The 21413-nt window shown below is 71.0% G+C and carries 19 protein-coding genes and 1 pseudogene; 7 read left to right on the plus strand and 13 right to left on the minus strand.

Annotation, left to right across the window (positions count from 1 at the left end; genetic code table 11):
• Nucleotides 1-123 precede the first annotated feature (123 nt).
• Nucleotides 124-1200: an RNA ligase (ATP) gene (locus tag K1J60_RS35765; RefSeq protein ID WP_220649829.1), complete on the minus strand. Its 1077-nt coding sequence runs from the start codon at nt 1198-1200 to the stop codon at nt 124-126.
• 233 nt (nt 1201-1433) lie between these two features.
• Between K1J60_RS35765 and K1J60_RS35770 the strand changes: the two genes are divergently transcribed.
• Complete coding sequence (locus tag K1J60_RS35770; protein WP_220649830.1) at nt 1434-1955, plus strand: hypothetical protein; 522 nt, start codon at nt 1434-1436, stop codon at nt 1953-1955.
• A gap of 73 nt (nt 1956-2028) precedes the next feature.
• Here K1J60_RS35770 and K1J60_RS35775 read toward each other — a convergent pair whose 3' ends face one another.
• Nucleotides 2029-2631 carry a hypothetical protein gene (locus K1J60_RS35775; protein ID WP_033531609.1) on the minus strand — a complete coding sequence of 201 codons (603 nt, stop codon included), beginning with the start codon at nt 2629-2631 and terminating at the stop codon, nt 2029-2031.
• Nucleotides 2632-2999: 368 nt separating this feature from the next.
• On the opposite strand from K1J60_RS35775, the gene K1J60_RS35780 reads away from it, so the two are divergent.
• Nucleotides 3000-5813 carry a penicillin acylase family protein gene (locus K1J60_RS35780; protein ID WP_220649831.1) on the plus strand — a complete coding sequence of 938 codons (2814 nt, stop codon included), beginning with the start codon at nt 3000-3002 and terminating at the stop codon, nt 5811-5813.
• Nucleotides 5814-5867: 54 nt separating this feature from the next.
• Here the strand turns inward: K1J60_RS35780 and K1J60_RS35785 are convergent, their stop codons facing one another.
• Both K1J60_RS35785 and K1J60_RS35790 read right to left on the minus strand, forming a co-directional pair.
• Complete coding sequence (locus tag K1J60_RS35785; RefSeq protein WP_220649832.1) at nt 5868-7187, minus strand: alpha/beta hydrolase; 1320 nt, start codon at nt 7185-7187, stop codon at nt 5868-5870.
• Nucleotides 7188-7290: 103 nt separating this feature from the next.
• A complete protein-coding gene (locus tag K1J60_RS35790) occupies nt 7291-8550 on the minus strand; it encodes an exo-beta-N-acetylmuramidase NamZ family protein (RefSeq protein ID WP_220649833.1) in 1260 nt (419 codons plus the stop codon).
• Between the two features lie 232 nt (nt 8551-8782).
• Here K1J60_RS35790 and K1J60_RS35795 point away from each other — a divergent pair, with 232 nt between their 5' ends.
• Nucleotides 8783-9547, plus strand: a complete 765-nt coding sequence (locus tag K1J60_RS35795; RefSeq protein ID WP_220651859.1) for an SDR family oxidoreductase — start codon at nt 8783-8785, stop codon at nt 9545-9547.
• 140 nt (nt 9548-9687) lie between these two features.
• A complete protein-coding gene (locus K1J60_RS35800) occupies nt 9688-10281 on the plus strand; it encodes a TetR/AcrR family transcriptional regulator (protein WP_220649834.1) in 594 nt (197 codons plus the stop codon).
• 228 nt (nt 10282-10509) lie between these two features.
• On the opposite strand, the gene K1J60_RS35805 is transcribed toward K1J60_RS35800, so the two are convergent.
• The 8 genes and pseudogenes from K1J60_RS35805 to K1J60_RS47245 form a co-directional block, all read right to left on the minus strand.
• Nucleotides 10510-11724 carry an acyl-CoA dehydrogenase family protein gene (locus K1J60_RS35805; RefSeq protein WP_220649835.1) on the minus strand — a complete coding sequence of 405 codons (1215 nt, stop codon included), beginning with the start codon at nt 11722-11724 and terminating at the stop codon, nt 10510-10512.
• Nucleotides 11725-11729: 5 nt separating this feature from the next.
• The gene (locus tag K1J60_RS35810) at nt 11730-12785 is read right to left on the minus strand and encodes a phosphotransferase family protein (protein WP_220651860.1); all 1056 of its coding nucleotides are present in this window, start codon (nt 12783-12785) and stop codon (nt 11730-11732) included.
• A 248-nt stretch (nt 12786-13033) separates the two neighbouring features.
• The gene (locus tag K1J60_RS35815) at nt 13034-13945 is read right to left on the minus strand and encodes an MBL fold metallo-hydrolase (protein ID WP_220649836.1); all 912 of its coding nucleotides are present in this window, start codon (nt 13943-13945) and stop codon (nt 13034-13036) included.
• 99 nt (nt 13946-14044) lie between these two features.
• Complete coding sequence (locus tag K1J60_RS35820; protein WP_220649837.1) at nt 14045-14341, minus strand: hypothetical protein; 297 nt, start codon at nt 14339-14341, stop codon at nt 14045-14047.
• Between the two features lie 102 nt (nt 14342-14443).
• On the minus strand, nt 14444-14776 hold the full coding sequence (locus tag K1J60_RS35825) for a DUF202 domain-containing protein (RefSeq protein WP_220649838.1): 333 nt from the start codon (nt 14774-14776) through the stop codon (nt 14444-14446).
• The gene (locus K1J60_RS35830) at nt 14773-15165 is read right to left on the minus strand and encodes a YidH family protein (protein WP_220649839.1); all 393 of its coding nucleotides are present in this window, start codon (nt 15163-15165) and stop codon (nt 14773-14775) included. Before K1J60_RS35830 ends, K1J60_RS35825 begins: the two co-directional genes overlap by 4 nt.
• A gap of 31 nt (nt 15166-15196) precedes the next feature.
• Nucleotides 15197-15709, minus strand: a complete 513-nt coding sequence (locus K1J60_RS35835) for an NUDIX hydrolase (RefSeq protein ID WP_220649840.1) — start codon at nt 15707-15709, stop codon at nt 15197-15199.
• 152 nt (nt 15710-15861) lie between these two features.
• Nucleotides 15862-16406: pseudogene (locus K1J60_RS47245) on the minus strand (DMT family transporter); the annotation flags it as partial.
• 304 nt (nt 16407-16710) lie between these two features.
• Here K1J60_RS47245 and K1J60_RS35845 point away from each other — a divergent pair.
• From K1J60_RS35845 to K1J60_RS35855, 3 genes are all read left to right on the plus strand, one after another.
• On the plus strand, nt 16711-18366 hold the full coding sequence (locus tag K1J60_RS35845; protein WP_220649841.1) for an FAD-binding dehydrogenase: 1656 nt from the start codon (nt 16711-16713) through the stop codon (nt 18364-18366).
• A 110-nt stretch (nt 18367-18476) separates the two neighbouring features.
• Entirely contained in the window at nt 18477-19250 is a 774-nt protein-coding gene (locus K1J60_RS35850) for a molybdopterin-dependent oxidoreductase (RefSeq protein ID WP_220649842.1), read from the plus strand.
• Nucleotides 19234-19857, plus strand: coding sequence for a cytochrome b/b6 domain-containing protein (locus K1J60_RS35855; RefSeq protein ID WP_220649843.1), 624 nt, complete (start codon nt 19234-19236; stop codon nt 19855-19857). The genes K1J60_RS35850 and K1J60_RS35855 overlap by 17 nt, the downstream gene beginning before the upstream one ends.
• Before the next feature lie 125 nt (nt 19858-19982).
• Here K1J60_RS35855 and K1J60_RS35860 read toward each other — a convergent pair whose 3' ends face one another.
• On the minus strand, nt 19983-21380 hold the full coding sequence (locus tag K1J60_RS35860) for a GntP family permease (protein WP_220649844.1): 1398 nt from the start codon (nt 21378-21380) through the stop codon (nt 19983-19985).
• Nucleotides 21381-21413 lie beyond the last annotated feature (33 nt).

Consider the following 21413-nt stretch of genomic DNA (forward strand, 5'->3'; position numbering starts at 1 on the left):
GCAGCTCCCGGGCCCCGGACCCCACGAGTCCCCCGGAGATCCCGTGGGGGGCCCATGTCACCCGGCCTCGGCCCGCGTTTCGACCGGGTCCCCTCCGGACCCGGTCTCACCCGCCCCGGGCCTTCACTCGTACTCCGTGCCGCCCTTGCGGGTCAGATACGCCGGGCTGACCGCCTTGGCGACGGCCCGCCCGCCGGTCACCGGGCTGTACCGCTCGGTGGCCGACCGGATCACGACGCCCTCGCGCAGGTGCAGTTCGCGCCCGGAGACCGTCTCCCGACCGCTCGCCACCTCCAGGACGCGGTCGATGGCGTACGGACCCTCGTACAGCCGTGGCACCAGCGGCAGTTCACCGTCGAGCAGGTCGGACAGCTCCGCGGAGTCCAGCCAGCGGACCCGGCCGTCGATGTCCGCGGACACGTCGAACACGGCGTACCCGAGGGTGTCGCGGCGGCCGTCCGCGCCGTACGTCAGGTCCTGCACCCCGGCGCCGTAGACCTCGCCGAAGATCCCGACCCGGCGCGCGCCGAGCCGCTCGGCGAGCCGGGCGGCGACCTCGCCCACCCGGTGGCCGCGGACGGCACGCCAGTACAGATTGCGCGGATCCTCCTTCAGGGCGAGGGACTTCGACCCGAAGCCCTTCGAGGAGACCTGGATCCGGCCGTCCCCGGTGGCGTACGTGACCAGGCAGGCCGTGCCGTGCAGCTTCTCCGTCAGGACGACCGGCTCGCCGGGCGTGAAGATGCCGGGGTGGCGCTGGATGTTCTCGATGTCGACCCAGGGCAGCAGATCCGGCGCCGACTCGACCTCCCCGCTCATCGTGGGCGGGATCGCCGGCACCCATTTGACGATGCCGAGCCGCTCCGCGAAATCCGTGCCGTCGGCGACGGCGGCCGTGAGATCGACGTCCGCGAGGGCCCGTGGGCGGCAGACGATGCCCTGCGACAGCTCGCCCCGCAGCCGAACCGCCTTCACACGGTCCGCGTTGCCGCCCGCCAGCCGTCCGGTGAGCCCCAGCTCCTCGATCAGCGGGGCGGGGAGCACGGACTGCTCCGGGATGTAGACGGCGGTGTCACCGGTGCGGTACGCCCCCTTCGCCACGACCGCGCGGTACAGGCCCACCTGGGCCAGTTCGAGCGCGTCGGCGTTCGGGTGCTCGTGGATCGTCAGCACTTCGGCGGTGACACGCAGCGTCGACATCGGCCTCTCCTCGGTCCGGGGTCCCTCAGGGCTGTCTCATCGCCCCCAACTGTCCGGACGGGAAAGGGGTGGAGCGACCGGATTTCGGACTGGTAAGAGGGCGCGCGCCCGGTGCTTTCCGGTCCCACGCCGCAACCGCTTTCACCGAAACTGTGTCATGGACACGGAGGGGTGGCGCGGTGCGTCCCCCGGCAGAGGGCAGGGTAAGGACACAGCAAGGGCAAGGAGCGCCGATGAGCGTCGTCATCTGTTCGCTGAAGTGGGAGAAGGCCCACTCCGGGACGCAGCGGATCAGCTACGACTCGGACGGCTACCACCTGGTGCGCTTCCCGTACGAGGCGACCGAGGAGTCGTACGACCCCTGGAAGATGCACGACCCGGCGGGCGGCGGGGGCACCCCCTCGAAGTTCCCCGACCCGCGCTCCGGGCTGATCTGGCCCAGTCACGACGGCTGGGGCGTGCTGTCGGCCATGGTGTTCTGGGAGGCCGACGCCAGGACGCTGGAGTACCGCACCCGCTTCGTGCGCGATCCCCTGAACCTGACGAAGAAGAAGTACGACTCCACGGGCACGACGGACAGCGTGAGCACCCGGGGCGGCCAGTACCGGACCTGCGTGTGGCAGATGTTCGTGCACAAGGGCATGCCGCTGGGCCTGAAGATATCCGCGCGTGGGGCGGGGGACGTCAAACGGGCCACGGCGATCACCCTCGCCGAGTTCAAGCTCGCCATCCACACGGACGTCAAAAGACCGTAGTCGTCACCCCGTTCCGGAGCGTCGTACACGCACATACACGGGGGTGCGGCATCCCCGGCGCACCCCCGCCGCGCTAGGCCGAGACCAGCAGCCGTCCGCGCCTGGACTCCGCCAGGGCCTCGGGCGTGAGCACCGGTCGGGGCACCACGATTCCGCACTCCGTACAGACCGGGCCCGAGGACGGTTCATGGGCCAGGTCGTACATCCAGACGAGGCGCTCGCCCTCGCACACCGGGCAGGTCGAGCCCGGTTCGCGCTCCAGCGCGGCGATGAGCCGGCGCAACACCTCCGCCAGGGGTTCCCGGGGATGGACCTTCGGGTCGTCGCACCACGCGACGCCGAAACCGCCCCAGGTCAGCCGGTGCCAGTCGTCGACACTGCCCGGCCTGCGCAGACCGTCGTGCTTCTCCTTCTTGCGGCGCTGCGCGAACTGCACCTCGTAGTCGAGCCAGACGGAGCGGGCCTCCTCCAACTCGTCCAGTGCGGCCACGAGCCGCGCTGGATCGGGGTCGCGGTCCTCGGGACCGAACCCGGCCCGGGAGCACAAGTGGTCCCAGGTCGCCCGATGCCCGTAGGGGGCGAAACGCTCAAGGCACTTGCGCAGCGAATAACGCCGCAGCGCCAGGTCGCACCTCGGATCTCGCACCTGTCTTGCCAGACTCCGGAAACCGGCCATCGCCCTGCACCTCCGTCACACCTGCACCTGTACTTCGGTCACTTCGGCGTCGTCGTCGGGACGTCGCCGAATAGACGTATCGACACGCGATTCGGCTCCATCCGATTTCCGATGACCTCCATAAGTCGTCTGCTGAGCCGTTCACGGACCGTTCCTGCCTACGTCTGACTGCCTCTGACTTCTCGTGGTGCTTCTTCTTGCGCTTGTTGTTGTGCTTCCTCTTGGGCTTACGACTACTTCTGAGTACCTGTTCACGCTGTCAGCCACCTGTCCGTCGACGGTGCTCCCAAAAACGTGACGCATGTTCATCTTCAAAGTCGGGGATACCGGCGGTAACATCCGGCCCACCCCCGTCAGGAGGAGCTGCCATGCCCTGGCGCACCCCACGCACCTCACGAACCGCACCCGACGGACTGAGAACTCCCCACAGATTCCCGGAGTTCCTCAAGGCCGCCTCCATATGCGCACTCGTTGCCGGTCTTTTGTCGCCTCTTTCCCCGGCTTCCCCGGCGGCGGCCGCCGACACCGACGCCGTGCAGGCGGCAGCCGTGACCGACCACTGCGGCGGACAGTGCTCCGACATCCTGCCGCCCGGTCAGAACGGCAACGCCACCCTCGCCCAGATCCTCCTCAACCAGGGGTTCGGCTCCATGCCGGAGAACGCGAGCAACCAGCTCGGCCCCTACAACAACCTGGCCACCGGCTACCCGGGCCTCACCAACTCCACGATCAACACCTTCTTCAACGACGCCTCCTTCGGCGTCGCCTCCGACCAGGTCGCCTCCACCCTGAAGCCGGCCGGCCGCACCGACGTCACGATCGTCCGCGACAAGAAGACCGGTGTGCCGCACATCACGGGCACCACCCGCTACGGCACGGAGTTCGGCGCGGGCTACGCCGCCGCACAGGACCGGCTGTGGCTGATGGACGTCTTCCGGCACGTCGGCCGCGGCAAGCTGACCCCGTTCGCGGGCGGCGCCGCCTCCAACCAAGGCCTGGAACAGGAGTTCTGGCGCCACGCTCCCTACACCGAGGCCGACCTCCAGGCCCAGATCGACAAGGCGGTGGCCGCCAACGGTGAGCGCGGGCAGCTGGCCCTCGCCGACGTCAACGCCTACGTCGCCGGCATCAACGCCTACATCGACGCCTCCGACAGCGGCCGTTACTTCCCCGGCGAGTACGTCCTGACCGGCCACAAGGACTCCGTCACCAACGCCGGCACCATCGAGAAGTTCAAGCCCACCGACCTGGTCGCCCTGGCCTCCGTCATCGGCGCCCTCTTCGGCTCCGGGGGCGGCGGCGAGGTCAACAACGCCCTCTCCCTGCTGGCCGCCCAGGAGAAGTACGGCGTCACCGAGGGCACCAAGGTCTGGGAGTCCTTCCGCGAGCGCAACGACCCCGAGGCCGCCCTCACCGTCCACGACGGCAGCTTCCCGTACGCCACCAAGCCCGCGAACCCGCAGGGCATGGCCCTCCCCGACGACGGCACGGTGGCCGAGGAACCCCTCGTGTACGACCGCACGGGCAGCGCGGCCACGACGGCCTCCACCAGCCTCTCCGCCGCGGCCACGGACAGCGCCCTCAGCTCCGCCCGGCGCGGCATGTCCAACGCCCTCGTCGTCAGCGGCGAGCACACCGCGAGCGGGCGTCCCGTCGCGGTCTTCGGGCCGCAGACCGGGTACTTCGCCCCGCAGTTGCTCATGCTCCAGGAGATCCAGGGCCCGGGCATCAGCGCCCGCGGCGCCTCCTTCGCCGGCCTGAGCATGTACGTCGAGCTGGGCCGCGGCCAGGACTACGCCTGGAGCGCCACCACCTCCGGCCAGGACATCATCGACGCGTACGCGGTCGAGCTGTGCCAGGACGACGTCCACTACCTGTACCACGGCACCTGCACGGCCATGGAGAAGATCGAGCAGACCAACGCCTGGAAGCCCACCACCGCCGACTCCACGCCGGCCGGCTCCTACCGCATGCAGGTCTGGCGCACCAAGTACGGCCCCGTGACCCACCGCGCCACGGTCGACGGCAAGAAGGTCGCCTACACCACCCTGCGCTCCTCGTACCTGAACGAGGCCGAGTCGATCATCGGCTTCCAGATGCTGAACGACCCGGACTACGTCAAGGGCCCGGAGACCTTCCAGAAGGCCGTCCAGAACATCAACTACACCTTCAACTGGTTCTACGCCGACTCCACCCACACCGCGTACTACAACAGCGGCGACAACCCGGTGCGCCCCGCCGACGTCGACCCCGAGTTCCCGGCCTGGGCCCGGTCCGCGTACGAGTGGCGGGGCTGGAACCCGACCACCAACACCGCCGACTACACCCCGCCCGCCCAGCACCCCAACTCCATCGACCAGGACTACTACATCTCCTGGAACAACAAGCAGGCCGCCGACTACACCACCGCCCCCTGGGGCAACGGCTCCGTCCACCGCGGCAACCTCCTCGACGACCGGGTCAAACGCCTGGTCGCCGCGGGCGGCGTCACCCGGGCCTCGCTGACGAAGGCCATGGCCGAGGCGGGCCTCGCCGACCTGCGGGCCGAGGACGTCGTCCCCGACCTGCTCAAGGTCATCAACAGCAGCACGGTCACGGACACCGCGGCCGCCGCAGCGGTCACCAAGCTCCAGACCTGGGTCACGTCCGGCTCGAAACGCACGGAGACCTCCGCCGGTTCGAAGACCTACGCCAACGCCGAGGCGATCCGCATCCTGGACGCCTGGTGGCCCCTGCTGGTGAAGGCCGAGTTCGAACCCGGCCTCGGCACCGACCTGTACACCGCCATCACCGCCAATCTGCCCATCGACGAGTCCCCGTCCGCCGCGCACGGCCCGACCGGCTCCCACGCCGGCAGTTCCTTCCAGTACGGCTGGTGGAGCTACGTCGACAAGGACATCCGCTCGGTGCTGGGCGAGACGGTGCGGGGCCCGCTGGCGAACCAGTACTGCGGCGGCGGCAGTCTCAGCGCCTGCCGCACCATCCTGATCAACACCCTCAAGGAGGCGGCGGGCAAGACCGCCGCGCAGGTCTACCCCGGCGACGCGTACTGCTCGGCGGGCGACCAGTGGTGCGCCGACTCGATCATCCAGCAGCCCCTGGGCGGTATCAAGCACAACAAGATCAGCTGGCAGAACCGGCCGACCTACCAGCAGGTCGTGGAGTTCACCTCACATCGGTGAGCACCGTCCTTCGCCGGTGAGCACCGGTGAACGCGTGACGGCGGCGGGCCGGGATCAGGCGATACGGCCCGCCGCCAATACCACCCGGGCCAGCTCACGGTGGCAGATGTCGCTGTGGGCGCCGGAGGGTGCGCCGCCGCGCTTCACCACGGCCGAGGCGTCGACGTTCACGCACCCCGCTGCGGGCAGCCGGGCCTTGAGGGCGTCGGCCAGCTCGAACGACCGCGTGCCCTCGACCGCCTGCACCCCGCCGTAGCCGAGGGCGCCCCATTTCCTGCCCAGCAGGCTGTTCACGCTCAGGCCCAGCACCGTGCGCGCGTCGCCCGCCATCCGGGAGGCCAGCGGGTAGATCGTGCCGAGCGCCGAGTCGTGCCTGGAGTGGCAGCACACCAACGGGCCGTCGATCCGCTTGTGTTGACCGTTCAGCACGCCGCTCGCCCGGGTGTCGTGCGGCAGCCGGGCCGCGAACGCGTAGTGGGAGAAGGCGGCCTGGAGGAGCGTCACCGACTTCACGCACCGCACACCTTCCGGCAGCCCGCGCAGCGCGAACGACACCAGACGGGCGCCGAAGCTGTGCCCGACGAGGTGCACCCGCAGGTCCGGCGAGGTCCGCGCGAGCTGTCCGAGCAGTCGTCCGAGCCCTCGCTCGCCGACCGTCCCCGCCCGGCGCTTCATCGCGAAGTAGGTGGCCTGACGCAGAAGTTCGTGGGCGCCGTCCCACGCCTTGAGCGGGGCGACGGCGGCCCCGGTGGCCACCCCCGAGGTCTCGACCTCCGCCAGCGCCGCCGCGAAGTCCGCGCACACCGCCGCCGCGTCCCCGCACAGCATCCCGGGCGTGCCCTCCGGCACCCCTCCGACGACGGTGTCCGCCGTGAACGTGCCCTGCGGCCCCCGCGGATCCACCTCGACCAGCAGCCGGACGAGCCCTGCGAACTCCTCCAGCGAGGCACCCTCGTCCGGCCGTCGCTCCAACAGCCGCGCGACCTGCTCGACGACGGTGGCGCGCTCGGGAAAGACCTGCGACAGCGCGTGCCGGGTGTTCTTGTCGAGCACGGGGCGGCCGGGCACGAGGGCCGGCACCGGCTTGAAGTCCGGGATCGGCTCGTCGGAGAAGCGCATCGAGGGCCACAGCACGCCGACGTAACCCAGCTTCGCGTTCGGCGCGAGCCCCGGGAACGGCGCGAAGAAGCGGCTGTAGAGCCCGGTCGCGCCGGACCGGTCGCTGTTCCAGCCGTGCGCGAAGACGACCAGATCCGCCACCGCGCGCTTCCCGACCCCGTCGAGCAGTCGGTCCCGTCGACCGGTGTCCACGTCCCCGTCCGCGTCGAAGGTCAGTTCCCAGTAGGGAGTCACGCTCATTCCCGGATCCGCCATGACGAGCCCCCTTCGGCCCCGTTGGTGGTGCGCTCGGGCGCATGGTCCTGCCAACGGCGAGAGATGGCCATACGTCACGTACGGCCCGGATCCGTGGTGCCGGCTAGCGGTACAGCAGATACTCCTCGCGCACCCTGCGGAACGCGGCCAGTTCCTCCTGCCATCCGGCCACGACCTCGTCCGTGTCCGCCCCCGCGTCGATCATCGTCCGCACCCGCGCCGAACCCGTCAGCTTGTCGATCCAGTTGTCCGGCCGCCAGGCGAAGCCGTTCCACACCTGCCTGGCGGTCACGAGCAGGCCGATCCCGGTGCGCACGGGGTCGTACGCGGCCCGGTCGTGGACATGGATCTGCACACCCCCGACCGTCTTCCCCTGGAACTTGGAGAACGTCGGCGCGAAGTACGCCTCCCTGAAGTGCGCGCCGGGCAGGCCGAGTCCGTTCGCGGCGGCCGCCCACCGCCGGTCGATCCCCTCCGCGCCGAGCAGCTCGAAGGGCCGCGTGGTGCCCCGCCCCTCCGACAGGTTCGTCCCCTCGAAGAGACACGTCCCGGAGTAGACGAGCGCGGTGTCCGGCGTCGGCATGTTCGGGCTCGGCGGCACCCACGGCAGCCCGGAGGCGTCGAAGAACCGCGACCGCTTCCACCCCGACATCAGCACGGTCTCCAGCGGCACCGGCGCGGTGAGGAACTCCCCGTTGAACAGGCGCGCCAGCTCCGCCACCGTCATCCCGTGCGCCTGCGCGATGGGCCGGCGCCCGACGAACGTCGCGAACTCCTCGTGCAGCACGGGCCCTTGGGCGCTGCGCCCGGTCACCGGGTTCGGCCGGTCCAGCACGACGAAGCGCTTCCCGGCCAGCTGTGCCGCCTCCATGCAGTCGTACAGCGTCCAGATGTACGTGTAGAAGCGGGCGCCCACGTCCTGGATGTCGAAGACGACCGTGTCCACGCCGGAGGCGGTGAAGATGTCCGCGAGGGGGCGCCCGCTCTTCTGGTACGTGTCGTGGACGGGCAGTCCCGTCGCCGGGTCGTCGTAACGGCCCTCGGAGCCGCCGGCCTGGGCGGTGCCGCGAAAGCCGTGCTCGGGCCCGAAGACGGCCCGGAGGTCCACGCGGTCGTCGGCGTGCATCACGTCGACGATGTGGCGGGCGTCGCGGGTGACACCGGTCGGGTTGGTGACGATGCCGACCTTCTGGCCGCCGAGGAGTTTGTAGCCGTCCCCGGCCAGACGCTCGAAGCCGGTGCGCAGCCCTTGGCGGGCTGTCTCGGCCGGGGGTGCGGAGGTGAGGCCGGCCGTGGCCGCGGTGGCCGCGGTGGCTGTGACCGCCGTGGAGGCGGCGAGGAAGGTGCGGCGGGAGAGGTGCATGGGGGTGACCTCCGGGGCGCGGTCGCGGTCGCTGTCGGGGAAGCGGTGCTTGGGGAAAGCTAAGCGCTTCCGCGGGTGGTTTGTCGTGTGCGGGATGGGTGTGGCTGGTCGCGCGGTTCCCCCGCCCCTGACGGGGCGGGAGTGGGTGGTGCCCTTCCTCAAGGACATACCGACCGGTTAGTCTGGCACTCTTGGTGGACTGATTCTTGATGTGCCGCGTCGAAGGAGACCGATCGTGGGAGCCGTGCAGGGTGCTGGTGTGGTCGTCACGGGGGCCGGTGGCGGGATCGGGGCCGCGCTGGCGCGGCGGTTCGCGGCGGAGGGGGCCAGGGTCGTCGTGAACGACCTGGACGGGGACCGGGCGAAGGCCGTGGCCGACGAGATCGGCGGGATCGCGGTGCCCGGGGACGCCTCGGCGATCGTGTCGGCGGCGCGTGACGCGCTCGGCGGGACCGTGGACGTGTACTGCGCGAACGCGGGACTCGCCTCCGGGGGGACGGAGGCGGCCGACGAGAAGGTGTGGGCGCTCGCCTGGGACGTCAACGTGATGGCGCACGTCCGGGCGGCCCACGAACTGCTGCCGGCGTGGCTGGAGCGCGGCAGCGGACGTTTCGTGTCCACGGTCTCGGCGGCGGGGCTGCTGACGATGATCGGCGCGGCCCCCTACAGCGTCACCAAGCACGGGGCGTACGCCTTCGCCGAGTGGCTCTCCCTCACCTACCGCCACCGGGGCGTCAAGGTGCACGCGATCTGCCCGCAGGGCGTGCGCACCGACATGCTGACGGCCTCCGGCAGCGCGGGGGACCTGGTGCTCGCGCCGACCGCGATCGAGCCCGAGCACGTGGCCGACGCGCTCTTCGAGGGCATCGAGAAGGACCGCTTCCTGATCCTTCCGCACCCCGAGGTGGCCGGTTACTACCAGGCCAGGGCCGCCGATCCGGACCGCTGGCTGACGAACATGAACCACATCCAGCAGAAGTGGGAGACGACGGGCTGACCGCCCTGCCCGGCGGACGGGCGCCGGAGAGTGGGATGATCCTCCGGCGGGAGTGCCCGATTCCGCCCGATCGGGAACCGGTCGGGGCCGGACGGGCGACCAGTAGGCGACAACAGAACCTCGGAAGGCAGGTGGCGGCAGTGCCCAGGACCACGGACGGAGACGGTACGCCCGTCCCGCAGCGGCTGCTGGCCGCCGCCACCCGGCTCTTCGCCGAGCGGGGCTACGACCGCACCTCCGTGCAGGAGATCGTCGAGGCGGCAGGCGTCACCAAGGGCGCGCTCTACCACTACTTCGGCTCCAAGGACGACCTGCTGCACGAGGTGTACGCGCGCGTGCTGCGTATCCAGCAGGAGCGGCTGGACGCGTTCGCGGGGGCCGACGCGCCGGTGGAGGAGCGGTTGCGGGGGGCCGCGGCGGATGTCGTCGTCACCACCATCGACAACCTCGACGACGCGATGATCTTCTTCCGCTCCATGCACCACCTGAGCCCCGAGAAGAACAAGCAGGTCCGCGCGGAGCGCCGCCGCTACCACGAGCGCTTCCGCGCGCTCGTGGAAGAGGGCCAGAAGACCGGGGTCTTCTCCAAGGCGACCCCGGCGGACCTGGTGGTCGACTACCACTTCGGCTCGGTCCACCACCTGTCGACGTGGTACCGCCCCGATGGCCCGATGAGCCCCCAGGAGGTCGCGGACCACCTGGCGGACCTGCTGCTCAGGGCGCTACGGCCGTAGGGCGCCTCATGGCTCGGGGGTGCGGGTGCGTGGGCGGGTGCGCCACGGCCCGGCGGGCCGTGAAGGTGACGGGGCTGCGGGTTGAAAAGCCAGGGGCACAGCCCCTGCTTTTCAGGGGCGCGGGGAACTGCGCGACCAGCCCCCACCCACCCGCACCCGCCCACGAACCCCACACCCACACCCACGCCCGCCGCGCACCCGCACCCCCGAGCCAAAACGCGCCCGACCTCACACGTACCGCTTCAGCTCCCGCCGGGCCAGCGACCGCTGGTGCACCTCGTCGGGCCCGTCCGCGATCATCAGCGTCCGCGCCCCCGCGTACAGCTCGGCCAGCGGGAAGTCCTGGCTGACACCCCCCGCACCGTGCAGCTGGATCGCCCGGTCGATGATGTCCACGACCGTCCGGGGCGTGGCGATCTTGATCGCCTGGATCTCCGTGTGGGCCCCGCGGTTGCCGACCGTGTCCATCATCCAGGCCGTCTTCAGCACCAGCAGCCGCAGCTGCTCCACGGCGACCCGCGCGTCGGCGATCCAGTTGTGCACGACACCCTGCTGCGCCAAGGCCTTGCCGAACGCCTCCCGCGCCACCGCCCGTCGGCACATCAGCTCGATCGCCCGCTCGGCCATCCCGATGAGCCGCATGCAGTGGTGGATACGCCCGGGACCGAGCCGCGCCTGCGCGATGGCGAACCCGCCGCCCTCCTCGCCGATCAGGTTCGACGCCGGCACCCGTGCACCCTCGAAGACCACCTCGGCGTGACCACCGTGGTAGTGGTCCTCGTACCCGAAGACCCGCATCGCCCGGTTCACGGTGACCCCGGGGGTGTCACGCGGGACCAGGATCATCGACTGCTGACGGCGGATGTCGGCCCCGTCCGGGTCCGTCTTGCCCATCACGATGAAGATCTGGCAGTCGGGGTTCATGGCCCCGGAGATGTACCACTTGCGCCCGGTGACGACGTAGTCGTCACCGTCGCGCTCGATCAGCGTGGTGATGTTGGTGGCGTCCGACGACGCCACCTCGGGCTCGGTCATCGCAAACGCCGACCGGATCTCACCGGCGAGCAGCGGCTCCAGCCACTGCTTCTTCTGGGCCTCGTCGCCGAACTGGCTCAGGACCTCCATGTTGCCCGTGTCGGGCGCGGCGCAGTTCAGCGCGGTCGGCGCCAGCTGCGGGGACCGGCCGGTGATCTCGGCGAGCGGAGCGTACTGGAGGTTGGTGAGCCCCGCGCCGTACTCGGAGTCGGGCAGGAAGAGATTCCACAGGCCCTGCCTGCGGGCCTCGGCCTTCAGCTCCTCCACCACGGCCGGCGTGTCCCACGGAGAGTCCAGCTCGGCCCGCTGCTCCTCGGCCACGGCTTCCGCCGGGTACACGTACTCGTCCATGAAGGCGAGGAGCCTGGCGCGCAGCTCCTCCGTACGCGCGTCGAATGCGAAGTCCATGGGGATCAGTCCTCCTGGGAGCCGGAACCGGAGCCGGTACGAAGAGTCGTCAGGCCGTGTTCGATGAAGACGGGGACCAGGTCGCCGATGCGGTCGAAGCCGCGGCCGACCGTCTGGCCCAGGGTGTACCGGTAGTGGATGCCCTCCAGGATCACGGCGAGCTTGAACCACGCGAACGCCGTGTACCAGGAGACCGAGGAGACATCGCGGCCCGAGCGCGCCGCGTACCGCTCGACGATCTCGGCCGGATCCGGGTGCCCGGCGGCCGTCGCGGTCGTCGAGACGGGGGAGTCGGGGGTGGCCAGCGGCACGCTGTACATCACCAGCAGACCCAGGTCGGTGAGCGGATCGCCGAGGGTGGACATCTCCCAGTCGAGGATGGCCTTGATCGCGTCGTCGTCGCCGAGCAGCACGTTGTCGAGGCGGTAGTCGCCGTGGACGACCGTCGCCGTGGGGGAGAGGGGGAGCCGCCGGCCCAGCGTCGCGTGAAGCTCGTCGATGCCGGCCAGCTCGCGGTTGCGGGAGGCGTCCAACTGCTTGCCCCAGCGCCGCAGTTGCCGGTCCAGGAAGCCCTCGGGGCGCCCGAAGTCGGCGAGGCCCACCTCGGCCGGGTCCACCGCGTGCAGTTCGACCAGGGTGTCGACCAGGCCCAGCACGGCGGCCCGGGTGCGCTCCGGACCGAGCGGGGCCAGCTGCTCGGCGGTGCGGTAGGGGGTGCCCTCGACGAAGTCCATGACGTAGAAGGGCGTGCCGGGCGCGGCCTCGTTCTCGGGGTCCTCGCAGAGCAGCACGGGACGCGGCACGGGTACGTTCGTCGCGTGCAGCGCGCTGATCACGCGGTGCTCGCGCTTCATGTCGTGCGCGGTCGCCAGCACATGCCCCAGCGGCGGCCGCCGTACGACCCACTTCGTGGTGCCGTCCGTGACCTCGTACGTCAGGTTCGACCGTCCGCCCTCGATCAGCCGGCCGGTGAGCGGGCCGCCCACGAGTCCGGGCCGCTCGGCGTCGAGCAGGGCGCGGAGCCGGTCGGGGTCGAGACCTGGCGGGTGGTCTGGGTGCATCATCGCTCCTACACGCGAACGCGTTCTACCGGGACCCGTCTCATGATGCCGACCGGTCGGTATGTCGTCCAGTGGGCAACACGAAAGTGATCGGTGTCTCCACCGGATCCGGCCCTGCGGCGATGGGATCCAGTCCGTGGCGACGGGATCCGGCCCGTCTCGACCGGATCGGGAGACGCACCGGCACGCGAGCTGCCACACGTGCCGTCACGTCCCGCCGCACGTCTCGTCGCACGTCCCGCGTCCCGTCACGCGTGGCAGGTCATCATCTCCCCGCCGTTCAGGGTCGCCATGTCCATGAACCCGGCGAACGGGTCGACGCCCTCGCCCTCCGGCTCCCCGTCCAGCTCGGCGTACGCCCGCCGCAGGTTGGCCACCAGCCGCTCGCTCTCCGGCAGCGCGGCGTACTCCCCGAGATCCGTCTTCCGGGCGGCCTCCAGTGGCGTGAGCCCCGCCGCGTGCGACTTCTCGGCGACCTCGGCGACGAACCGCATGTACCGCTCGGCCCTGTCGAACGCCGACGGGTCGGTCACGGGCCCGTGCCCCGGTACGACGGTCTCGGCGCCCAGCTCGCGCAGCAGCGCCAGCGCCCGCAGCGAACCGCTCAGCGACCCCATCAGGAAGAACGGCGTCCCGCCCTCGAAGACCAGGTCCCCCGCGAACAGCACCCGACGGTGCGGCAGCCACACGACCGAGTCGCCGACGGTGTGCGAGACGCCCGGATGGATGACCTGGGCCTCGATGTCACCGACGTGCAGCGTCACCCGGTCCTCGTACGTCAGGTCCGCGCCCTGGATGCTCACGTCCCCGTAGTCGGTCTGCGGCCACAGCAGATGCAGGTGCTGCCCGCTGGCGAGGGCCTCGCGGCGGCAGGCCGAGTGCGAGACGAGGGTGGCGGCCGGCGTGAAGAAGCCGTTGCCGTAGGTGTGGTCCCCGTGGTGGTGGGTGTTGACCAGGAGCCGGGGCCTGGGGACGCCGGTCGCGTCGAGCGCGGCGCCCAGGGCGCGGGTCCGGCGCTCCGTCGCCGCCGTGTCCACGAGCAGGGTGGAGGTGCCGTCACTCACGAACCCCGAGTTGTTCAGGCACCATCCGCCGTCCGGCTGCACATACGCGTACACGTCGCTCGCGATCTCGACGGTGTACGGCTCTTCCGCGGTCATAGTGACCCCCTTCATCCCCCCGGATCGTCGCCAACTGCTGGTCAGAGCCTGCCAGTCGGCGACGAACCGGTGGAATCCGGGGTACCGGAACGCCGCGGGTCAGTGGTCGTCCCAGTGTCCGTCGTGGGCGGCGTGCCGGTGTCCGTCGTGCACGTAGTCGACGTGGTCCCCGTGCGTGACCGCCTGGTGCCCGCAGTCCTCGCCGTGCTCGTGGGAGTGCCCGTCGTGCGCGCTGTGCGCGCTCGGCTCGCACTCGTCCCAGTGCCCGGAGTGCTCGCGGTGCAGATGCCCGTCGTGCGCGTAGTCGGTGTGGTCACCGTGCGTCACGGCGGTGTGTCCGCAGGCCGGACCGTGGGCGTGGTCGTGGACGGGGTGCTCCTGGTGAAGGGTGGTCATGGTGCTCGCCTTCGCTGGTACGAGGGGTGACTTGTCCAGGCTAGGCACAGAAGTCTCAATTCTTCCTCTCTGAAACTCCATGCACACACCAAGACTTGCCCCTCAGAACACCAGCGCCGCGCCGCACACCGCGAGGGCGATCACGCACAGGACGGCCGTCGCGGCGGTCGGGGCCGCGAGGACCGGCGGGCGGGCGGCGGCCAGGGCGGCGATACGGCGGTGGGCGAGCGACAGGAGGCCCAGCCACAGCACGACGCACAGCACCGCGGCCAGTACGCCGGCCGTCGACGGTCCACCGTGCAGCGCGGACTTCGCCGCGAGCACGGCGATCACGGCCCCCGTGAGGGTCGTACGGCGCCAGGCGAGCCGGGTGCGCTCGGGCTGGAGGCCGGGGTCGCGGTCGGGGGACGCCGGGGGAGCGGACGGTGTGCTCACCCCTCCCACCCGAGCAGCACCACGGCGACCATCGCGACGGCGACCACGGCGACGACGAGGCCGAGCAGCGCCGGGAAGCGCGAGACCGGCAGATCCTCCCCGCGCCGCATCGCCCGCTCGCAGCGCACCCAGTGGTTGACCGCCCGGAGCGCGCACAGCACCCCGGAGGCCAGCAGGGCGAGCGCGAGCCCGACCCGCCAGCCCCAGCGCAGGTCCGGCAGGAACTGGTCCACCGCGAACCCGCCGCCGATGAGCGCGAGCGAGGTGCGCAGCCAGGCCAGGAACGTCCGCTCATTGGCCAGGGAGAACCGGTAGTCCGGGGTCCGGCCGTCCTTCCGGACGTCCTCGGGGACGAACCAGAGTCGGACGTTCCGTGCAAATTCGATCACGCACAGGACACTACCGGTCGGCTTCGGGGCCTCACCCGCCCCTGTGCTCCTTCAGCCGCTCGTACGCCGCCGTCCCGTCCGGCACCCACTGCCACTCGCCCAGCCGCCGCTCCACCTCGCCCTCCGTGAGGAACCCGTGCCAGGCGACCTCCTCGACCTGCGGGCTCACCGGCGACTCGCAGCGGACCTCGTACACGGCCGACCACCAGGTGCGCCCCGCCCCGTCGTCGTACAGGAACTTGAACAGCGGCTCGGGGCGCGCCAGCCCCGTGACCCCCAGCTCCTCCTCGGCCTCGCGAAGCGCCGCGTCGTCGTAGGACTCGCCCGCGCCGACGACCCCGCCCACGAACATGTCGTACAGCGACGGGAAGACCAGTTTGGTCGCCGTACGCCGATGCACGAAGATCCGCCCCGCGGCGTCCCTGGCCAGCACGAACACGGCTCGATGCCGCATCCCCCGCGCATACACCTCCCCCCGCGGTGCCTGCCCGATGACCTGGTCGTTCTCGTCCACGATGTCGAGGATCTCGTCGGCGGCGCTCATGACTCCATCCAAGCAGGGGCGGGTGACGGTGAAAGGCACGGCGGGGCCGCGCCCTTGGGAAGGCGGGGGCAGGGCCCCGCCTTCCCAAGGGCGCGGGGAACTGCGCGAGAAACCCCCACCCAGCCGCAGTCGCCGCCACTCCCGCACCCCCACCCCAGCAGGGCGACCCCGTACGGCTGCCACGAGGTGAACAGCCCGCCCCAGCCGGCCCCGGCGAACAACTGCCCGCTCACCCGGGTGAGCGCGTCCTGCGCGCCGTACAGGAGCCCGGCGGCCACCGCCAGCAGCACATGTGCGGCGCTCAGCCGCGACCGCTTGGCATACGCGGTGAGCAGCAGCGCGAGCCCCACCATCACACCGATGATCAGCCACTGCCGGAACGGGCCGCCGCCCGCCGCCCCGCCCTCCGGCCGCCCGGCGACGATGAACGCGGTGACACCGCCCGCGAGCAGCATCAGACCCGTCCAGCCCTGGCGGCCCAGCGGCTGCCGGGTCTGCCGACGGGAGAGGGCGAGCGCGAAGAGCAGGTTCGTGGCCCGATGCCCCCGAGCCGGCGCGGCACCGCATCAGGTCGAACAGCAGGCGGGGCGAGAGGGAGTCACCCGACGGGGCGTGCGGCGGCCTGCTGCTGGAGCACGAAGCCGAAGCCCAGACAGCACGCGGCACCCACGGAAAAAAGAAGAACGAGAACCGACACGCGGAATACCTCGGGTCGTCGGACGGGCCGCGGCGGGTACCCCAGGGGGTTTCCGCTCGGCATCCCGGCCAGAGGGCGATTTGTGCCCCGGCGGGTGGCCCGATACGTATTCGGCCGACGGTAGCCGCCCCGCCGTGGGCCGTCCGTAAGAGGAGACACATCTCGGCAGTTGACTAGGTCACGCCTTCTGCCGAAGGATCTGATCCCAAAGCTGCTGACCGGCCGGTAACAAAGCGGGGGGCCGTGTCCTGCCCGTTTCGTGGTGCCCCCGCTTGCCTGACCCGTTCCCGAGAGGACGTCCTCCATGTCGTACGACGCAGATGTGATCGTGATCGGGGCGGGCCTCGCCGGGCTCGCGGCGACCGCGGAGCTCGTCGACGCGGGCCGCAAGGTGATCCTCCTCGACCAGGAGCCGGAGCAGTCGATCGGCGGCCAGGCGCACTGGTCCTTCGGCGGGCTCTTCTTCGTCGACTCGCCCGAGCAGCGCCGTCTGCGGATCAAGGACAGCCACGCCCTCGCCCTCCAGGACTGGATGGGCACGGCCGCTTTCGACCGCGAGGAGGACCACTGGCCGCGCAAGTGGGCCGAGGCGTACGTCGACTTCGCGGCCGGTGAGAAGCGGTCCTGGCTGCACCGCCAGGGCGTGCGGTTCTTCCCGGTGGTCGGCTGGGCGGAGCGCGGCGGATACGACGCCAACGGTCATGGCAACTCCGTCCCCCGCTTCCACATCACCTGGGGCACCGGCCCCGGCCTGGTCGCGCCCTTCGAGCGGCGGGTGCGGGAAGGGGTGGCCCGGGGACTTGTCCAGCTGAAGTTCCGGCACCGGGTGACGGGTCTGTCGCGCAGCGCGGGCTCCGTCGACACCGTCACCGGCGAGATCCTGGAACCGTCGACGATCGAGCGCGGTCAGCCGAGCGGCCGCGAGGTCACCGGCGCCTTCGAACTGAAGGCCCAGGCCGTGATCGTCACCTCCGGCGGCATCGGAGGCAACCACGACCTGGTCCGCGCCAACTGGCCCGAGCGCCTCGGCAACCCCCCGGAGAAGATGATCTCCGGTGTCCCCGCGCACGTCGACGGCCGGATGCTCGGCATCGCCGAGGAGGCGGGGGCGCACCTCATCAACCGCGACCGGATGTGGCACTACACCGAGGGCATCCAGAACTGGAACCCCATCTGGGAGAACCACGGCATCCGCGTCCTCCCCGGCCCGTCCTCGCTCTGGCTGGACGCCCGGGGCAAGCGGCTCCCGGTTCCGCTGTTCCCCGGCTTCGACACCCTCGGCACGCTGGAACACATCATGAAGACCGGGTACGACTACACGTGGTTCGTGCTCGACCAGAAGATCATCGGCAAGGAGTTCGCCCTCTCCGGCTCCGAGCAGAACCCCGACCTGACGGGCAAGTCCGTCAAGGACGTCTTCATCCGGGCCCGCGCGGACGTCCCCGGCCCGGTGAAGGCCTTCATGGACCACGGCGTCGACTTCGTCGTCGAGAAGGACCTCGGCTCCCTGGTCCGCGGCATGAACGCCCTCACCAAGGACCCGCTGATCGACGAGGCCGAGCTGCGCCGTGAGATCGTCTCCCGGGACCGTGAGGTCGCCAACCCCTTCACCAAGGACCTCCAGGTCATGGCGATCCGAGGGGCCCGCAACTACCTCGGCGACAAGCTGATCCGCACCGCCACCCCGCACCGCATCCTCGACCCCAAGGCGGGCCCGCTGATCGCCGTCCGCCTGAACATCCTGACCCGCAAGACCCTCGGCGGCCTGGAGACCGACCTCTCCTCCCGGGTCCTCACCGAGGGCGGCGACCCGCTGGAGGGCGTGTACGCGGCGGGCGAGGCCGCCGGCTTCGGCGGCGGCGGAGTCCACGGCTACCGCTCCCTGGAGGGCACGTTCCTCGGCGGCTGCCTGTTCTCGGGCCGTACGGCCGGCCGGGCGGCGGCGAAGGCGACGGGCTGAGCCCGCACCCGAAGTCCGCCCGACCGCGGAAGTCCCGCGGAAGTGACGTGATTCTGACGAATCTCCGCCGCCGCTGGCCCGATCAGGGCGGCGGATGTTCGAATCGGTACGTGAACCCTGAACATCCCGAGGCGCGGGAAGCGCCGGCGGAGCACCCCGACGACGACGCGAGGGAGGCGGAGCGCGGCAAGCCCATCGGCCGCCGCGTCCTCCTCGGCACCCTCGGACTCGGCGCCCTCGGCGTCGTCTCCGCGCCGGTCCTCCAGCGCGGCATGGAGGCGTTCCTCGGCGAGGCGGCCCAGAAGGACCCCACCGGACTGACGGGCCTGCTGCCCAACGGCGGCGGCTTCCGCTACTACTCGGTGACGTCGTCCGTCCCCCGCAAGACCGCCGCGAACTACCGCCTCACCCTCGACGGACTGGTGGACAGACCCACCTCGTACACCCTCGCCGACCTGCGGGCCCTGCCGCAGACCCGGATGGTGAAGGACGTCCAGTGCGTCACCGGCTGGCGCGTGCCGGACACCCCGTTCGAGGGCGTACGGCTCTCCGTGCTGCTGGACGCGGCCGGGGTGCGCTCCTCGGCGGGAGCGGTCCGCTTCACCTGTTTCGACGGCGCGTACAGCGAGAGTCTCACCCTGGAGCAGGCCCGCCGCGCGGATGTCCTGGTGGCCCTGCGCATGCAGGACAAGGACATCGGCCACAACCACGGCGGCCCGGTCCGCCTGTACGTCGCTCCCATGTACTTCTACAAGTCGGCGAAGTGGCTCTCCGGCATCGAGGTCACCGAGGAGGCCGAGCCCGGCTACTGGGAGGAGCGGGGCTACGACATCGACGCGTGGGTCGGCCGATCGAACGGACGGGACGATGAACCGACGACTTGAGGAACGCCCGGTCCACGCGGACACCCGCGTTCCGCGCTTCACCGCCGCCGAACGCTGGATCCACCGTACGACCGCCGCCCTGATGGGCATCTGCGTGGTGACGGCCGCCTTCCTCTACCTCCCCGCCCTCGCGGAACTGGTCGGCCGCCGGGCCCTGGTGGTGACGGTCCACGAGTGGGCGGGCCTGCTCCTGCCGGTCCCGGTCCTGGCGGGCCTGGCCTCCCGCGCGTTCCGCGCGGACGTCGGCCGCCTGAACCGGTGGGGCCCGCACGACCGCCTCTGGCTCCGCGCCGCCCGCCGCCGCGCCCCCGGCCCGCGCCCCGCCGCCAAGTTCAACGCCGGCCAGAAGCTCTACGCGGCCTGGATCGCCGGCGCCACCCTCGTCATGCTCGCCACGGGCCTGATGATGTGGTTCACCCACCTCACCCCCCTGATGTGGCGCACCAGCGCGACCTTCGTCCACGACTGGCTGGCCCTGACCATCGGCGTCGTCCTGGCCGGCCACATCGGCATGGCCCTGGGCGACCCCGAGGCCCGACGGGGGCTGCGCACGGGATCGGTGAGCCGGGAGTGGGCGGACAGCGAGCATCCGCTGTGGCGGCCGTAGGCGCGAGGGTCGCTCCAGGGGCGGTCGGCTGCCGCAGGTCACCGATGCCGCCGCGGACATGACTCCGCCGCCGCGGCACTCGGCCACGGCGGCGGACACCGGCGGACGGCGACGGCCGCCGAAACCTAGATGATCAGCGACAGCAGCAGCACGATCGCCCCCGCCACCACCGAGATGATCGTCTCCATCACCGACCAGGTCTTGATGGTCTGGCCGACACTCATCCCGAAGTACTCCTTCACCATCCAGAAGCCGGCGTCGTTGACATGGCTGAAGAAGAGGGAGCCCGCGCCGATGGCGAGGACGAGCAGGGCGGTGTGGGTCGTCGACATGTCCGCGGCCAGCGGTGCCACCAGGCCCGCCGCCGAGATCGTGGCGACCGTCGCCGACCCGGTCGCCAGCCGGATCGCCACCGCGATCAGCCAGGCCAGGACGAGCGCGGGGATCGACCAGTCCTCGGATATCTCCAGGATCATCTGCCCGACCCCGGAGTCGATGAGTGTCTGCTTGAACCCGCCGCCCGCGCCGACGATCAACAGGATGCCCGCGATCGGCGCGAGGGACTTCTCGACGGTCGACCCCAGCCGCTCCTTGGTGAACCCGGCCGCCCGCCCCAGCGTGAACATGCCCACGATCACGGCCGCGAGCAGCGCGATCAGCGGCGAGCCGGCCACGTCGAAGACCCGCTGCACCATGTTCTCGGGGTCGTCCACGACGATGTCCACGAGCGCCTTGGCCAGCATCAGCACCACCGGCAGCAGCACGGTCGTGATGGTCGCGCCGAACCCGGGCCGCTTCTCCAGCTCCTCCGAGGCCCGTACCGGGATCATCCGCTCGGGCACCGGGACGTCCACCCAGCGCGCCGCGTACTTCGAGAACAGCGGACCGGCGATGATCACGGTCGGTATCGCGACGACCAGGCCCAGCGCCAGCGTGACGCCCAGATTGGCCTGCACCGCGTCGATCGCGACCAGCGGACCGGGGTGCGGCGGGATCAGCCCGTGCATCACGGACAGACCGGCGAGGGCCGGGACGCCGATGCGCATCAGCGAGTAGTCGCCACGCTTGGCGACCATCAGGACGACCGGGATGAGCAGCACGATCCCGACCTCGAAGAACAGCGGCAGCCCGATCACCGAGGCGATCAGCACCATCGCCCACGGCATCGCCCGCCCGCCGGCCTTCGCCAGGATGGTGTCGACGATCTGGTCGGCGCCCCCGGAGTCCGCCAGCAGCTTGCCGAGGATCGCGCCGAGCGCGATGAGCACACCGACCCCGGCCACGGTCGTGCCGAGCCCGGTGGTGAAGCTGGCGATCGCCTTGTCCAGCGGGGCCCCGGCGAACGCGCCGAGCGCGAGCGAGCCGATCGTCAGCGCCAGGAAGGCGTGCACCTTGAAGCGGGTGATGAGCACGACGATCACGGCGATACCCGCCAGTACGGCGATGCCCAGCTGTGCGTGCCCCGCCGAGGTGATCGGCTCGACGGGGTCCGCTGCCAGCAGCTCGACGTTGAGTCTGGTCACGGTGATTCCTTGGTAGGGGAGTTTCAGGGGAGG

Source organism: Streptomyces akebiae (assembly GCF_019599145.1).
GTDB lineage: Bacteria > Actinomycetota > Actinomycetes > Streptomycetales > Streptomycetaceae > Streptomyces > Streptomyces akebiae.

What these genes read in the sequence shown, in the direction of transcription:
- K1J60_RS35765 (WP_220649829.1), bottom strand. Translation starts at nt 1,200, where the DNA reads ATGTCGACGCTGCGTGTCACCGCCGAAGTGCTGACGATCCACGAGCAC.
- K1J60_RS35770 (WP_220649830.1), top strand. Translation starts at nt 1,434, where the DNA reads ATGAGCGTCGTCATCTGTTCGCTGAAGTGGGAGAAGGCCCACTCCGGG.
- K1J60_RS35775 (WP_033531609.1), bottom strand. Translation starts at nt 2,631, where the DNA reads ATGGCCGGTTTCCGGAGTCTGGCAAGACAGGTGCGAGATCCGAGGTGC.
- K1J60_RS35780 (WP_220649831.1), top strand. Translation starts at nt 3,000, where the DNA reads ATGCCCTGGCGCACCCCACGCACCTCACGAACCGCACCCGACGGACTG.
- K1J60_RS35785 (WP_220649832.1), bottom strand. Translation starts at nt 7,187, where the DNA reads ATGGCGGATCCGGGAATGAGCGTGACTCCCTACTGGGAACTGACCTTC.
- K1J60_RS35790 (WP_220649833.1), bottom strand. Translation starts at nt 8,550, where the DNA reads ATGCACCTCTCCCGCCGCACCTTCCTCGCCGCCTCCACGGCGGTCACA.
- K1J60_RS35805 (WP_220649835.1), bottom strand. Translation starts at nt 11,724, where the DNA reads ATGGACTTCGCATTCGACGCGCGTACGGAGGAGCTGCGCGCCAGGCTC.
- K1J60_RS35810 (WP_220651860.1), bottom strand. Translation starts at nt 12,785, where the DNA reads ATGCACCCAGACCACCCGCCAGGTCTCGACCCCGACCGGCTCCGCGCC.
- K1J60_RS35815 (WP_220649836.1), bottom strand. Translation starts at nt 13,945, where the DNA reads ATGACCGCGGAAGAGCCGTACACCGTCGAGATCGCGAGCGACGTGTAC.
- K1J60_RS35820 (WP_220649837.1), bottom strand. Translation starts at nt 14,341, where the DNA reads ATGACCACCCTTCACCAGGAGCACCCCGTCCACGACCACGCCCACGGT.
- K1J60_RS35835 (WP_220649840.1), bottom strand. Translation starts at nt 15,709, where the DNA reads ATGAGCGCCGCCGACGAGATCCTCGACATCGTGGACGAGAACGACCAG.
- K1J60_RS35845 (WP_220649841.1), top strand. Translation starts at nt 16,711, where the DNA reads ATGTCGTACGACGCAGATGTGATCGTGATCGGGGCGGGCCTCGCCGGG.
- K1J60_RS35855 (WP_220649843.1), top strand. Translation starts at nt 19,234, where the DNA reads ATGAACCGACGACTTGAGGAACGCCCGGTCCACGCGGACACCCGCGTT.